Annotated in this window: 9 protein-coding genes; 7 read left to right on the top strand and 2 right to left on the bottom strand. The window is 35.8% G+C overall.

What is annotated here, in order from left to right:
- The first annotated feature begins 52 nt into the window (after nucleotides 1-52).
- On the top strand, nucleotides 53-2,626 hold the full coding sequence (locus tag Bccel_RS13135) for a glycoside hydrolase family 9 protein (RefSeq protein ID WP_050753430.1): 2,574 nt from the start codon (nucleotides 53-55) through the stop codon (nucleotides 2,624-2,626).
- 246 nt (nucleotides 2,627-2,872) lie between these two features.
- On the top strand, nucleotides 2,873-7,561 hold the full coding sequence (locus Bccel_RS13130; protein WP_036944070.1) for a DUF3320 domain-containing protein: 4,689 nt from the start codon (nucleotides 2,873-2,875) through the stop codon (nucleotides 7,559-7,561).
- Nucleotides 7,562-7,712: 151 nt separating this feature from the next.
- Here the strand turns inward: Bccel_RS13130 and Bccel_RS13125 are convergent, their stop codons facing one another.
- Both Bccel_RS13125 and Bccel_RS13120 read right to left on the bottom strand, forming a co-directional pair.
- Nucleotides 7,713-8,069: a bactofilin family protein gene (locus tag Bccel_RS13125; protein ID WP_036944072.1), complete on the bottom strand. Its 357-nt coding sequence runs from the start codon at nucleotides 8,067-8,069 to the stop codon at nucleotides 7,713-7,715.
- 59 nt (nucleotides 8,070-8,128) lie between these two features.
- The gene (locus Bccel_RS13120; protein WP_050753429.1) at nucleotides 8,129-9,067 is read right to left on the bottom strand and encodes a M23 family metallopeptidase; all 939 of its coding nucleotides are present in this window, start codon (nucleotides 9,065-9,067) and stop codon (nucleotides 8,129-8,131) included.
- A gap of 583 nt (nucleotides 9,068-9,650) precedes the next feature.
- On the opposite strand from Bccel_RS13120, the gene Bccel_RS13115 reads away from it, so the two are divergent.
- The 5 genes from Bccel_RS13115 (at nucleotide 9,651) to Bccel_RS13095 (ending at nucleotide 16,028) form a co-directional block, all read left to right on the top strand.
- Nucleotides 9,651-10,742 carry a hypothetical protein gene (locus Bccel_RS13115; protein WP_036944074.1) on the top strand — a complete coding sequence of 364 codons (1,092 nt, stop codon included), beginning with the start codon at nucleotides 9,651-9,653 and terminating at the stop codon, nucleotides 10,740-10,742.
- Between the two features lie 107 nt (nucleotides 10,743-10,849).
- A complete protein-coding gene (locus Bccel_RS13110; protein ID WP_050753427.1) occupies nucleotides 10,850-11,287 on the top strand; it encodes a hypothetical protein in 438 nt (145 codons plus the stop codon).
- 56 nt (nucleotides 11,288-11,343) lie between these two features.
- A complete protein-coding gene (locus Bccel_RS13105; protein ID WP_050753426.1) occupies nucleotides 11,344-12,069 on the top strand; it encodes an ankyrin repeat domain-containing protein in 726 nt (241 codons plus the stop codon).
- 59 nt (nucleotides 12,070-12,128) lie between these two features.
- Entirely contained in the window at nucleotides 12,129-13,085 is a 957-nt protein-coding gene (locus tag Bccel_RS13100; protein WP_152966004.1) for a hypothetical protein, read from the top strand.
- Nucleotides 13,086-13,220: 135 nt separating this feature from the next.
- On the top strand, nucleotides 13,221-16,028 hold the full coding sequence (locus Bccel_RS13095; protein WP_036944080.1) for a dockerin type I domain-containing protein: 2,808 nt from the start codon (nucleotides 13,221-13,223) through the stop codon (nucleotides 16,026-16,028).
- Nucleotides 16,029-16,151: the final 123 nt, after the last annotated feature.

Here is a 16,151-nt window from a genome sequence, read left to right as displayed (position 1 = left end):
AGGTTATTCTTTAATGCCTTCAATTATTAAAAAGAGTAGTGGAGGAATAAATATGCGAAAGAAAATGTTGGTAATAGGTATGACACTTTTAACCATGTTTGCAGCAAAGATATCATGCAGTGCCTATGAATTGCTCCAAACTACGGATTTTAAAAGCGGAATAAGCTTGCCTTGGCATATCTCTGAAAGTGATGAAAAGAATTCATATTCTTTTGTCAAGGATGGAAAATACACAGTACATATTGACCAGAAAGGGACAAATAATTGGGATGTGCAAATAAGACACAGAGAAATATCGATATATAAAGGCCATAATTATACTGTAAAATTTTCTCTTACTGCCACAAAGGGTTGCAAGGTTTATGCCAAGATTGGTGATCAGCGTGATCCATATTGGGAAGCATGGAATAATAATTGGACGCCATTTAACGTTACGGCTAATGAGGTTCTTACAGTAAGTCAAAAGTTTACAGCTGAAAAAGACAGCAAAGATGCTGAGTTTTCCTTTCTGCTGGGTGGGAATTTAGCTGGGGAATTACCATATGAAATTAATTTTATATCCATGTCGTTGCAAGATGAGGCTAAACCACCTGTAACCCCCTTTCCAACACCTCCAAGGAATATCCGTGTAAACCAGCTGGGATACCTTCCGAATGCGGCTAAAAAGGCTACTTTAAAGATCGATTCGGGTGGTTCATCAACAAAATGGGATTTAAAAAATAGTTCAGGAACTGTTGTAGCTTCTGGTACTACCACAACATTTGGATCCCATTCGGGTAGTAGTTGGCCAGACCATGCAGCAGGTGAGAATCTTCAAATAATTGATTTTTCCAGTTACACGACACCTGGCAAAGGTTATCAATTGGTAGCAGGGTCAGCTACAAGTTTTCTTTTCGACATAGGGACAGATATATATTCATATATGAAATATGATGCACTTAAGTATTTTTATCATGCAAGAAGCGGTACTGAGATAAAAATGCCATATTGTATTGAGAATAGGTGGTCACGTCCTGCAGGACATGCAAAGGATATAGCTGTGCCTGTTTCTGTAGAGGGCTATGTAGGGCCTGAAAGCGTTGATGCCACAGGCGGTTGGTATGATGCAGGTGATCATGGCAAATATATGGTAAATGGTGGTTTAGCCTTGTGGATACTGCAGAACCAATATGAGCACTCAAAAAAATATGGCGTAGATGATATTTTTGGTGACGGTAAGATGAATATCCCAGAGAGTGGTAATAAAATAAACGATTTACTTGATGAATCACGCTGGGAAATGGAATGGATGCTTAAAATGCAGATACCTGAAGGATATGACAGAGCAGGGATGGCAATACATAAGATGGGTGATGATTTATGGACGGGATTAGCAACACGTCCTGATCAGGATAAACAAAAAAGGGTATACTATCCACCTACAACAGCAGCAACGTTAAACCTGGCTGCATGTGCTGCACAAGCTGCACGTATATGGAAAGATATTGACCCCGATTTTTCGGATAAATGCATGGCTGCTGCTGAGAGAGCCTATAAGGCTGCCAAGGCAAATCCGGCAATATTCTATCCATATCAAGTAGATACAGGTACATATACATATGGTGACAATTATGTAGAAGACGATTTCTACTGGGCTGCATGTGAAATGTATGTTACAACTAATGATAAAGAGTATTTTGCTGATCTTAAAGGCTATAAGGAAAGCCAAAAAATGCCCATTGTTCTTACCGGAGAATTTAAAGGTATGGGTGGATGCTTCGACAGATGTGCGACAGGGGGATTGGGTACTCTTACGCTTGTTCTTCATAAGGAGCAGGAATTCCCTCAAGCGGTTGCAAGCATAAAAGAGGCAGCAGATAACTGTATTGAGATTCAGAAAGAAGAGGGTTATGGCATACCTTTAGCTGAAGCAGAGTACATCAATAATTTTGCAGGTGCAAATGAGAAAATAACCGGATATCCATGGGATTCTAATACGTATGTTGTTAATAAGGCAATTGTATTGGCATATGCATTTGATTTAAGTGGTGCAAGTAAATATTTTTATGGAATGACCGAGGCTATTGATTATTTAATGGGGCGTAACCCATTGATTCAGTGCTATGTATCAGGATACGGAGAAAATCCATTGAAGTATCCTCACCATAGGTTCTTCTGTCCTCAGATGGATCCTTCATTTCCGTCAGTACCCCCAGGTTTCCTCACAGGAGGACCAAACTCAGGCTGTCAGGACCCATATGTTGCTAGCTTGGGACTAAAAATTAACCGTGCTCCAGCACAGAAATGTTATGTAGATAATGAAGAATCCTGGTCAACCAACGAAGTAAAAATAAACTTAAATGCTGCATTGTCGTGGGTTACATATTATGTTGATGTGATAGAAACAATTCATCAATTGGAAATTATTAAACCAACGATAGAACCAACTCAATCATATATTATTGAAGATATCAATAAAGATGGTTGCGTGAATATGGTAGATGTGGTTCTATTAGCAAAAGTATTTGCTCTTACAAAGGTTGATACGGGGTATGATATTAAATGTGACTTAAACAATGACGGTACAATAAATATGTCGGATATAGTAAAGCTTGCACAAAAATTTGGGTATATTTATAAGTTATAAGGAAAACCATATGAAAAGTGCAAACGTAAAGTACTAAGCATTTTTATCAATAATGAATGTACTGAGAATCAGAGCAGAGGCTTGAAGGGTCATACTTTCAAGCCTTTGTTGTGCTTTGAAAGATAATTTTGGAGATCAGCTTAACTCTTGAACACCACATCAGAATCGGAAGTAACATTTCAATTATTCCTTAACATATAGTATAATTTTTATAGGTATATAACCTTATTGTTGGGAGTGACTTTAATGGCAGAAGCTATAAGAAAAAAACTTGAAGATTCCAGGATTGAGCTCTTGGACTTAAGCCTGAAAAATCCTTTTTTAAATTATCGCCCGCTTAAATCAAAAGGCGTTGAAATTATTAATGAGCTGTCGGGAGAAATATATAGAATACTTGTCAAAGAAGAAAAGTCGCTGCTGTTTGATGCGGCAAAAGAGAAACTTGATATACTGATTGACAAGAATAAAGTTGATGAGAATAAAGAGTCGGACAAGAGTGAGCAAAAAGAAACAATTCAGGCCCCTCAGGAAGAAAAGGTAAAGGACAACAGGCTTCAAACACCATATACTGAAAAGGACCTCCAAACAAGGCTGTTAAATACATTTTATGCCGCCAGGACTTTTATAGAAGAGCAGGGTGTTAATAACCTTTTTCTCACTTTGGGCATGCTCAGATATATAGAAGATAACAGTACGGGAAAGGAGCTCTGTGCACCATGTATTCTTGTGCCGGTTGAGCTTGTGAGAACAAATGGAAGAGAGCTTTTCAGGCTGAGATATACAGGTGAAGAAATTCAAGAGAACCTGTCCCTTATAAAGAAGCTTTCAACTGAACATAAGATTACAATTTCAACTTTTGAGGATTCCGAAGATCAAGACATCATGGAGTATATGAACCAAATGGGTCAGGCGGTACAAAGATATCCAGATTGGAAGATAGAACCTGATTTTATGTGTGTTGGATTCTTTTCTTTCGGTAAATACTTGATGTATAAGGATCTTGATTTGGATATATGGCCCGAAGAATTAAAACCTGATGCCAACAGCATTTTGGATGCCTTGCTTGGAACAGGCTTTAGAGATAACGGCAGCAGAATTTCAGAAAATGAACGAATTGATAAGTTTTTAACACCTGAAAAAATAAATCATGTTGTTGATGCCGACAGCACACAAATATTGGCGTTATCAGATGTTCAGGCAGGCCATAACCTTGTTATACAGGGGCCTCCCGGAACAGGAAAGTCCCAAACCATTACAAACATAATTGCTGATGCCATCGATGCAGGCAAAAAAGTATTATTTGTGTCGGAAAAGATGGCTGCTTTGGAAGTTGTAAAAAGGAGATTGGATAAAATAGGTTTGGGAGATGCCTGTCTGGAGCTTCACAGCCAGAAATCTAATAAAAAGGCACTTCTAGCTGAGTTGAAGCGAGTTTATGAGCTGGGAGAACCAAAATTAAAGGATATCAGTTCGGAAATGAACCTTCTTCTAGAGAGCAGAGACAAACTGAATGACTACTGTGAAGCATTGAATACGCATGTCAGAGAAAGCTATATGACACCTATACAGCTTTTCGGTGTCTTAATGTTTTTAAAAAGGAAATACCCTGATTTTGCATTTCCTAAAATCTCTTTTAAAGATATAGAGAGTTGGAAAAAGGATGATTTTATTAGGAAAGAATCCATTGTCAAGGATTATGATGCTCATCTTAAAGCAATGGGGATGCCCGTAAAACATCCCTTTTGGGGAAGTATGAGGAAAGCTTACCTTCCCACTGAAGAACCCAGGCTTAATGAGCTTATAAATGATGCAGAGAGAAGTCTTGATGTTCTAGTGGCTGAAAGTGAGAGGACGGCAGGGGCATTGAACCTGGAAGTGCCTCACAACATTGCTGCTGAAATAAGACTGGCGGCAGCAATTGCAAGTTTGTCCAAAGCACCTGATTTATCAGGAATTGATATAAAAAATGAGCTTTGGTTAATAAATAAAATGGAAATAAATAAATGCATTACTGCCGGATTATTCATGCAAAAGCTAAAAGGCAAATATGGAAGCATTATAATTCCTCATGCATGGGGCCAGGATGTTATAGAGGTACGCCAGACGTTGAATGTGTATAGAGGCAAGTGGTGGAGGTTCTTGTCGGGGAAATACAGAAAAGCTAAGTCAACTTTTGCCGGACTTTGTCAAAATGGACTTCCTCAAAATTATAGTGATTGGATTTCCATATGTGATGGCATTACAGAGTATCAAACAAATTTGAAAATTATAGATGGAGAAAAGGATAACCTTAAGGCTATTTTTGGCAGCCTCTTCAAGGGTGAGGAATCAAGCTGGGAGGATATAAAAGTAAAGGCCGATTGGGTAATGTCCATATATCAGGATACTCAGGATGGTAAAGTTCCTTCCGATCTAATCATAAAGCAGAATTATTGGTCGGCTGTCAAGGATTTGGAGATGGAAAAGCTAGATAGCTTGTTAAAGAAGTATACCGATTCCATGGATGCTCTCATAAGGTTTTTAGAGTTTGATCAGGTAAAAGCCTTTCCTCTTGCAGGTGATTGGAAGAGCGTGGAGTTTAGCAATCAAAAAGGCCATATTGCTTTATGGAAGGAAAATTCGTCAAAGCTGCAGGATATGGTTGTGTTTAACCACATGAACGATGCTTTGGTAAAGGAGTCTTTGGAAGGTCTTGTAACCTATTCTCTTAACGTCGAACCGAAGGGAATGAACCTCGATATAATTCTTCAGCATAACTGGCATGAGTGCCTTTTAAATATTGCATTTACTGAGAGATCGGCTATTGCAGGCTTTGCAAAGGATAAGCATGAGAGTATAGTAAAAAGGTTTCAGGATTATGACAGGTTCCTTATAAATCATAACCAGGTGAGGCTGGCAAAGAAACATTGGGACAATGTACCCAAGGGTAATAACGATTCGGGACAATTAGGAGTTCTTTTATGGGAATTTCAGAAAAAATCCCGGCACCTGCCGATTCGTCAGCTTATGTTAAAAGCAGGAAATGCCATTCAGGCCATAAAGCCTGTCTTTATGATGAGCCCCATTTCAATTGCCAATTTCCTTCCTCCTGAAGGACTTGGGTTTGATCTGGTCATATTTGACGAAGCCAGCCAGGTAAGACCAGTAGAGGCATTCGGTGCGTTAATGAGGGCAAAACAGGCGGTTGTTGTTGGAGACAGCAAGCAAATGCCTCCAACAAGCTTTTTCGAACAAACAGTAACCCCTGAGGGAGAAGAGGATGATTACTCAACAGCAGATGTTGAAAGCATACTTGCTTTGTTCGAAGCACAAAAGGCACCTCAGAGGATGCTGAGATGGCATTACAGGAGCCGCCATGAGTCCCTTATTGCGGTTTCCAACTTTGAATTCTATGACAGCAAGCTTGTGGTCTTCCCAAGCCCCCAGAATACAAGCAAAAGAATGGGCCTTGTATATAACTATGTAAAGGATGGGGCTTATGACAGGAGCAGCACAAGGGTTAACTTACCTGAAGCCAGGCTTGTGGCCCAGAGGGTGATTGAGCATTTTAAAAATAGTCCTGAGTTGACATTAGGGGTTGCTGCTTTCAGCATGTCACAGATGCAGGCAATAATAGACGAGATAGAATTATTAAGGCGTAAGGACACATCCTTAGAAGCCTTCTTTAACATGCACCCTCATGAACCCTTCTTTGTTAAGAACCTGGAAAATGTACAGGGGGATGAGAGGGATGTAATATTTATCAGCGTTGGTTACGGTAAAACTAAAGAAGGCTATTTGGCAATGAGCTTTGGGCCCTTAAACAATGAGGGAGGAGAGAGAAGACTTAATGTTCTTATAAGCAGGGCAAGGCTTAGATGTGAAGTATTTACCAACCTTGCACCGGAGGATATAGATCTTTCAAGGACCAATGCAAGAGGTGTCAAAGCCTTAAAGACGTTTCTTACTTACGCAAGGGACGGTAATTTAAATATACCTGTTGAAACCGGCAGGGAATGTGATTCACCCTTTGAAGAGGAGGTTTATGTAAGTTTGACCAACTTAGGGTATTCAGTAAGGAAGCAGATTGGTTGTGCAGGTTTTTATATTGACCTGGCTGTGGTTGATCCTGAAGATAACAACAGATACATCCTTGGAATAGAATGTGATGGGGCCTCGTACCACAGTGCCAGATCGGCAAGGGACAGGGACAGACTCAGACAATCAATCTTAGAAGATAAAGGGTGGAACATACTTAGGATTTGGAGTACGGATTGGTTCAGGAGTCCAAAGGACGAGTTAAAAAGGGTTGTAGAAGCAATTGAGAAAGCCAAAGCAACAGGCTTGAAAAATAAAATTGGTGCTATTGATGCTGTTGTTATTGAAAGAACTGAGAGCATTGTTGATATTAATAAAGATGATACTGCAAACAAATATGCGGTAGCAGAGCTGCCGTTTATAGACGAGGAAGAAATCTACCGTCCCGCAAGACTTGTACCTTATATTGAAAAGATAGTTGAAGTCGAAAGTCCTGTTCATATTCTTGAAGTAACCAAGAGGATCATTAATAATTCCAAATTGATAAGGACAGGTAGTTCTATCCAGAAATGCATAAATGACGCTTGCCAGGTTCTAATAAAAGATGGCAGGATAGTAATGAAAGATGAGTTTCTATGGTTATCTTCAATGGAATTACCTATAGTAAGGGATAGGAGTGATTTGCCTTCTAACAGCAGAAAGTTGGAGCTTATCTCCAAGGAAGAAATTGCTGAGGCTATTATAAGCTCTATAAAAGAATCGTTTGGGCTGGAAAGGTCTCAGGTGGCAGCAGTTTCGTGTCAGAAACTGGGGTTTCTAAGGGTTAATGAGGATATAAAGGATTTTATAGATAAAATGGTTGATGAAATGTTGAATGATGGCAGATTGAAGCAAAATGGCAATTATATAAGTATCTAACGTAAACTTTATAATATGAGGAAGGGGCAGTTACAAAAAAACAAATATCGTTTGCAATATGCCCCCCTTTCTCACAAAAAAATAGAGTTATGTCTAGGAATTATGGTGTATTCCCATCACAATTTCTCATAACAACAATAAGGCTACGAAATCACTTTGTGATTTCTTTCATGGTGCATTTACCGTTGAAAACTCCCCCTTCATCAGCTATCAGGTTTTGAACAGTTATATCACCGTTTATTTTGGAGGTGGTTAAGAGTCTTAATGTTCCGTTGGCCTGAACGTTCCCGTCAACGGTGCCTGCGTTATGGATATTGTTCGCAGTTATATTTCCTTTCACACTGGCATTGGTGCTTATGTACACATCTCCATTTACATTAATATCACCTATGACTTTTCCATCAATACGTATTGTACCTTCGGATTTTATGTTTCCTTCAAAAACTGAGCTTGCACCGATTAAGGTATCAAACTTGTCAACTCCGTCAAACTCCTTTTTTCCAAACATTTTGGCCTCCTTTAGAATATGTATTGTGTTATATTAACTTTTAATATATTGTTACTTTGCTATTTTTTATCCAGATATTTTAAGGGATCTACAGGAGTGTCATTGATCCTGACTTCAAAGTGGAGATGAGGCCCTGTGCTTCTGCCTGTACTTCCAACTCTTGCTATTAACTGTCCTTTTTTTACTTTTTGGCCCTCTTTTGCTACTGCTGAAGATATATGACCGTATAAGGTGCGAAGACCATGACCGTGGGATACAATTACCGCTTTTCCATAGCCGGGGAGAGTACCTGCAGTTATTACGGTACCTTCTGCTGCAGCATTTATATCTGAACCATAGTCAGCAGCTATATCAATACCTGCGTGGAAACGTTCCGAAAAGTTAAAGGGGTCCTCACGTTCTCCAAATTTTGAGCTGACCCTGCCCGAGGCTGGCCATAAGGTAGGTATGGTAGAGATATATTTCTTAAGTTTTTCATCTATTTTTGATAATCCGGATATGTCCTCATTCTGATGACTGCTTTCATCTATCAATTCATCCAGGCTGTTTTTCAAAATGGAGATATCATCAACAAAGGTTCTCTCTGTCCTATCCCCGGATCTGCTGGTCTTGCTGCCTGATCCATCTGATAAATACTTTTCTGCCATGTCTTTGTATTTTTCAGTAAACTGGTTTATTTTAGCGTTAATTGCCTTTTCTCTTTCCTCCAGGCTTTTAATGGCATTTGCCTTATCATTAATCATATTTTTTTGCTCTATATTAAGTCTGGAAATATCTTCAATGTTAGATTCCAATGATTTTTTCTGGCCGGATAGTTTGATGTTTAGTACGATAAGTCCTGAAATGAAAATGAGCAGTGTGACAAGTAACAGGGAAACTTTAAGATAAAAGGATGAAATCTTTATAACCCTGACTCTATCCTGCGAATGGGGTATAAGCATTATGGAAAGATACTCTTTATGCTTTTTTGTTTTTGCCTTTTTCATTTCCGACTTCATAAGAAAACTCCAATATTCAAACACTTAATCTCACGAAAATATAAAAATACTTTGTGATTTTTCTATTATATACTAAAATTCGATAAAATAATACAATGCTAAAAGTGATTTTGTGTAGCTTCTGCTATAGATTATATAAAAAGAATAAAAAATTTGCAAATAAACTTCAAATTTTAGGTGATGAAGTGAAGTGGGAATAGGACATGATAAAGGGAATGGAAGCGGCAAAAAGAAATTAAGTGACACTAAGGAAAAAGCTCAATAGTATTTTATCAGGCTTTAATGTATAAACTGGTAAAAATTCTGGTATAATTTTACTATGGATAACTGATTCTATAATTTTAATTGTCTATTTTAGGTCCCGGATGGGACTTTTTCTTTTTTGTTGGTGAATTCTATTGTATATAGATTTATCTCTTTTAATATAGGATAAGTTTGGATTTTGATAGTACAGAACATATGTTAATGCAAAAATAAGTATGATATAATCTTTACAAAAGTATCCATATCAAAGATATTGTATGAATTTTGAAGGTAACTGATAAATAAGATTATAATAGAGCTCTTGGGGAAGTGATAATATTTGAGGATCAGGTTGGGTTACAAAGATCTGAGGGATACCAACTTTAAAGCTGTATGGTGGTTTATACCCATTATATTTGCTGAGTTGTTCGCTTTTTATGGAATAGACATTATACGTGGTTATCCTACGGAACAATTATATGGACTTAGAAATATGATCATTATAGGCATAATTTCAATTACTCTTATTGCAATGAGTTCAGTACTTTTTAACATTGACAGAAAAACATCCTCTGCATCTATTGTGGTATGCATACCCTACTCAGAAAACCACGTTTTATTAAATAAATTTCTGGTAGGAGCTTATAACATAGTTGCAGCCTTCTTTATGGCGTATGTGGCGTTTAATATTATTCTCATCAGTCAATTCTGCTGGAAAGCCAATTTTGTTGAGTTAACGATATGGACAATCACCACACTGCTAATGTATCTGTTCATTTTCAGCTTTATTATGATGGTACAGTCATCATGCAATTCAACATGGTTTGGAACACTAATGACCATTTTGGTTACAGCTCTACCTGTTGTTATCATGGCTCTGATTTTCAGCCAGTATTTCAGGTATCATCTTCAAAGTATAGACGAGTATTTTCTCCCTGTTTTTCCGGGATTTTTACCAAAATCTTTGTTAGAAGGAACGATACAAAGTGTATTTATTTTGATATTAGCCTTCTTCGGGCTAAGTTCAAAGTATTATAGCTTTAATTCTATATATTATAGTTCTGATGCGTATAACAATTATTCTCCTTCTTATGGAACGCTTCTTGCGGACCGGTTTTATTGCAACATAACCTTTGATTTTATCAGGTGTGCTGTATATATAATTTTGACAATAGGATTTATATATGCTGCTGCTATTATTTACAGGAAAAATGCGGCTGGAAAAACCAATAGATTCACTGGAATCACATGGATTGAAAAGCTTTTCAAATTAATCATATCTTTTTATATTGGTTGTCTTATGCTTTATTTAATTGCTTTAAATATTGGTTTTGTGAGGCTTGACTTTATTATTGTATTTACTCTGATCGTACCAATATTTATTTATAAATTTGTACTTCCCAAGTCTGAAAAGTTATTTAGTAATGGCTAAGAAAAACAAACGATTCTCATCGTCCAAAACCCCGTTAAATCGTCGGGATTTTGTCCTTGAGAATAGGTCGTTATTTCTAAGGCATTACTTAGTAAGGTTGGTGATGCATGAAAAAATGTACTTTGTTTATTGTTTTGATAAGCTTGATATGTTTGGCTTCTACTATTGTATATAAATACACTCATATTGATTTGGTCGATGCAGTACGGCTGAATGATTCAAAGCTTATAGAGGAAAAGCTTAAAATATATAATGACAGCTTTATAATGAAAGATGCAATCATATTAGCTGCTTACCTAGGATATTCCGAACCTTTGGAAATTTTATTGAAGTATAATGAAAGCAGTCCATACTATGTAAATTTAAGCAGTCTGCAGTATGACTCCGATTTGCCGTATGACTGCAAGAATAAAGAATGCGTTGATATTTTGTTAAAGTATGGTATGGTACTTGAGACCCCAGATGCTGTTGCAATGAACCCAGTATCAAATGCAGTTAAGGCTGGAAATTATGACATGGCTGTGTATCTGATTAAAAAAGGTTAAGAACAAATGGAGAAATACTTAACAATGTTCACTCCAATTCTCCGGAGTTGGGAAGGATGTTTGAGGAGTTGCTAGATAGCAGTTTCTGGCCAGATTATGCGGATAGTGCCATGATATATGCATCAGCACATGGAGATATTGATCTTATTGATAAAACTGTTAAGAAAGCCGGAAATAGTTATTTAAACAACGGGTTGATTTCCATATACAAATATTCATCATTGAATGAGTATAAAAAAGTTTTTAACAGAAAGTCTCTTGAGTATCTTTTTAAAAAAGGGGCAGAGCCCAAGAGTAAAAAAGCATTGCGGCTGCTTAATGATGCAGTTGATGCCGGAAACTATGATATTGTAAAGTTTCTTATCGATAAGGGAGTACCTGTTGATAAGAATATTTTAGGTTCACATTACACCGGGAATAGGAAGATTGCAGAATTGCTCATAAAAAAAGGGGCAGATGTAAATCCTGCTTGGATAGAAGGGGATTCATTTGAACTTCCTCTTATTCGTGCAATATCTATGCTTGATCCGGATATGGTTGATTTTTGGATTAAAAATGGTGCCAAAACTGATACAGAAGAGTATCCTCATGAGGTTTTTATTGAGAAATGCAGGGAGACCAGTAGCAGGAATTATGAATGGTTTGATTTTATAAATAAAGACAAATGCAGGCGTATTGAAGAGATTATAAGGAATGCCTTAGAAATAACTTCATATTCACAAGGACAAAATCCTGACGATTTAACGGGGTTTTGGACGATGAGAAACGTTTGTTTTTCTTAGCCATTACTAAGTAAAAATAAGGTCAGATAGTAAATAAGGGTGAGCCGGGAGGTTAACAAGTGATGCTTAGTGTTAGTAAAAAAGCATTAATATATAGGGATTTAAAAGCGATATGGGGTTTTGCTCTGATTATATTCATTGAGCTGGTATTCTTGTATAACTCAAATCTGATAATAGATTACGGTGGATTACGGTTATATTCCTTTAAAAGTGTAAGAAATATAATATTTCTATTTTTTTCTTCCATAACATTAGTTATTGTGAGTAAATCTCTTTTTCAATTTGAAAGAGATGGAGATTATGATACTTCCGATGAAAATATACCGCTTTTAAAGAAGTCATTCCTTGGTAGTAAATGGCTTGCAGGAGTATTAACAATAACTGCAGCATTTGCTTTAGAGTATATTGTTCTAAATTGTGTACTTTTATTAAAAGGTGCATGGACAGCATTTATCCATGAAGTTTCAATAAGGTATTTAGCAATTTACATGATGGCTCTGTTTGCATTTGCATTTGTTAGCTTTCTTCAATCAATAAATCTTTGGACTTTGAAAGAAAATTTGGCTGCAATTCTTATGTCTATTGTTCCGGTATCATTCCTGCTGGTTTATTATGGACAATATAGTTTCTTCAGATCTTCTCAAACATTTTTTTCTTCGTACTTTACATGGTATTTTAATGGATTTTGGGATCATGTTTTCTTAAGTATTTTAACAGGTTTATTTACACCTTCTGGACCAATACCCATTGATGCCTACATTTATGATGATTCGTTGTATGGGGCACAGCCAGATATTTTATTTGCGACGCTTATGAGATGTGGGAGTTATTTGGCAGTTAGTATGGTACTTTTCTTAATATCCTGGTTTTTCTTCGGCAGGATTAAAGCAAAAAACAACAATGTTTCTTTGCTAAAATCAATAATCAGATTTGCAGCAGTTTTTATGATATGGGTTCTTTTCATAATTGCTACAGCCTTTATTCATGGGTATATAAGGGTTGATCATGCAATTTGAAATCGATAATTATGTATAATCTAATAATTATATAAAATCAATAATTATATAAAATCACTAGCACTCTAAGCTATATACGCAAATAATAAAAAGCAGATTATAGCAGGATGCTTTAAAATTTAGGAGGATATGAGTATGAAAATTAGGGGAATAAGTCTAAAGATGTTAACTTTTGTTTTTACGTTTTTTTGTGTGATTTCTGTTTCCAGTATTAGTTTTGGATCAGACTTGGGACAGAATTTGAGAAATGGAGAGTCAAGTATATCTACATACATATCGAATTCTGAGCGTACAGAATTCAGTATTTCCGATTGTGTTATCCATCCCTTGGAACCATACATATTTATAGCGGACAAGTTTTCGGGCAGAATTATTATATATAATGCAGATACAGGAGAAAGAAAAGATAAAATGTTAGATGGAGTTGAACAGACGGACAATTCGCCTAAATGTCTGGTATTATCTAGTAATGAACTGTTCGTTGGTCTTGGAGAAGCTGAAAAAATATTAATTTATGATGCAGAGACACTGGAGTTTAAAGATATTATCATAACTAATGATAAATTTACTAAAATGCTAATTGGAAATGACGGATATATATATACAATGAAGAATTATTCATACTATGACTCATATTATCAGAGTGATATCAGAAGCTACTCAAGATCTACCAAGCAGGAAAAATCAAGTATCGTTTTGAGATATACTTCTATGGAAAGTGATTTCGAAAAAAATAATAAGGAGAACATATTATACGTATCAGATGGTGAAAATCACCAAGGAATAAGCGAACCTAAATATCTATATACTGTTTCCTACAACAAAGGTACATTATATGAGTCAAACAGTTCTTTTGTTTCGAAATCTGTTTTCAAGGATTCACTAAAGGCCTTAGGAGATGAAGGTGAGTATGTTTTATATGATAATGTTATTATGAGCACTAATGGTTTGGAATGTAAAACATTATGCTCTTTATATAACAATGATGGTAATACTCTAGATGCGGTGTCAGACACCAACAAAAACCTATATATCGTTGATGGTTCAAAGATAGTATCAGTATATAATTTAGCAAGTATGGGAATGTATGGAGTGGATAATGCAAGAAATGAATCCCATATACAGTTAAACAATAATGCTAATAAGATTCTTATGAACAGTAAGGGGGTATTTTCTCTATCTTATAAATATACATATAATAGCTTAGGACAAATAGGGCTTATTGAAAACGTGTTGATTGAAAAGGTTTCGATGGATGATCCAAGACCCTCAGATTTTATAATGCCTAAAGACCTTGTTATTAATCAGACCGCTGATGACTCAATAACTATAAAATGGAGCAATAACAGTCCGACTACCTGCATGATTGAGTATGATATAATGGCTCCAAATGTCAGCTATAAAAACATTAAATTTTCAAATAACACACAATGGGAAGAGTCCCCCAATTTAAGTCATGAGATTTGTGTTTCAGGCCTTCGGTACAGTTATCCTTATATTTTTAGAATACATTACAAAACAGATGCAGGAGAATTTGTCAGCAATGAATTTGTTTTTGAACAAGATGACAATATATCATTTGATATTAAGGCACGATGGGATAAGGTAGTGTATGACAGTGAAAGTTGTAAGGCTTTTGCCATTAACAAACATAAGCCTGAACTATATTTCTTCGATATGAAAATGCATCGGATAGATAAAAAAATTACTTTGGATGAATATCCTTTAGACATATGTTTATCAAGTGATATGAATACAATTTTTATTATTAATGGAGATAAGAGTATCAGTGTTTATGATACCGTCACTCAAAGGAAAATAAAAGATATTCCATCCTTTATACAAAGCTCGGACCTAAATAATGAGTATCAGATATATTATTGCAATAACAGGCTCTACCTCAAAGAAAAGATATCCTGTGATTTATGGATTTATGATTTGGATAAGGAACAGGGAGTGTGCAAATATTTAGGGAAAAATATGGGTGCTTTATTATTTTCAGATGCAGGGAAGGAAATCTATTCAGTCTATATTGATTCACATTTAAGTTCCGGAATAGAGTTTTACCTAGAAAGATTTATTTTAGAAGACAATGGGGATATACTCTTTGATAAAGAATTGCATCAAGCCCTAAATATTGATCCGAAACTTGATATTAATTACTTTGATAATGCATATCCACTGATACTAGATGAGAAGAACAATCAATTATTTATTGGACATATAGTATTTGATACATCAAGTTTTAATATTAAACGGGAGCTTCAAGAAGCTATTATTGCATTAAGTCCTTATAATAACTTATTGATAGGGACAGACAATATGTATTATGCATCCGGTGTAGAAAAATATATACCTTCATTTAAGAGCAATCCGAAACAAATATTCTTTGACAAAAATGGAGGAATTAATCTAATTTCTAAAAGTAATAGCTCAAGAATATTCTACTTGAAACAAACTCATTATAATATATCAGGATACATCAAAACTGATATTGATTCATACAATAGCAGGCTAAAATCAGGATTTAAGGTGGTTATAAATAGTATGTATTCAGCTTTAACTGATGATGACGGGTATTTTGAAGTTAAAGGTATACCTTACTATGAAGCATGTAATACTAATTATTTAATGGGCATATATAAGGACAATTATCTAGTAAGGTTTATAAACAATATTAGGATACATAATGATGATGTAATAGTGGGAACTGAAGATTTGCCTTTGGAACTGTGGGCTGGAGATATTACTCATGACGGTGCAATCAATTTATCAGATTTTATAGAAATTGCCAAGTCTTTTAATGCAGTTTCAGGTGATAAAAATTATAAGAATGGATTAGACTTGAATATTGATGGTGCAATAAATATGTTGGATGTCCTAATAATTGCAAAACACTTTAATCAGACAATCAATGATTATCCTGTTATGTATAGATTCTGAAAAAGCTCATGCATCATTTAGTCATGTAATATTTCAATTATAACTTAACTTTGAATGTATGAATAAATAACTTGATTGTACCTAAAAATAAAAATGATTAATATGGCTGTAATTGGGTACATA

This window comes from Pseudobacteroides cellulosolvens ATCC 35603 = DSM 2933 (assembly GCF_001262605.1).
GTDB classification, from domain to species: domain Bacteria; phylum Bacillota; class Clostridia; order Acetivibrionales; family DSM-2933; genus Pseudobacteroides; species Pseudobacteroides cellulosolvens.
This window is presented reverse-complemented; position numbering and strand designations above follow the sequence as displayed.

What these genes read in the sequence shown, in the direction of transcription:
- Bccel_RS13105 (WP_050753426.1), top strand. Translation starts at nt 11,344, where the DNA reads ATGTTTGAGGAGTTGCTAGATAGCAGTTTCTGGCCAGATTATGCGGAT.
- Bccel_RS13110 (WP_050753427.1), top strand. Translation starts at nt 10,850, where the DNA reads ATGAAAAAATGTACTTTGTTTATTGTTTTGATAAGCTTGATATGTTTG.
- Bccel_RS13125 (WP_036944072.1), bottom strand. Translation starts at nt 8,069, where the DNA reads ATGTTTGGAAAAAAGGAGTTTGACGGAGTTGACAAGTTTGATACCTTA.
- Bccel_RS13095 (WP_036944080.1), top strand. Translation starts at nt 13,221, where the DNA reads ATGAAAATTAGGGGAATAAGTCTAAAGATGTTAACTTTTGTTTTTACG.
- Bccel_RS13130 (WP_036944070.1), top strand. Translation starts at nt 2,873, where the DNA reads ATGGCAGAAGCTATAAGAAAAAAACTTGAAGATTCCAGGATTGAGCTC.
- Bccel_RS13135 (WP_050753430.1), top strand. Translation starts at nt 53, where the DNA reads ATGCGAAAGAAAATGTTGGTAATAGGTATGACACTTTTAACCATGTTT.
- Bccel_RS13120 (WP_050753429.1), bottom strand. Translation starts at nt 9,067, where the DNA reads ATGAAGTCGGAAATGAAAAAGGCAAAAACAAAAAAGCATAAAGAGTAT.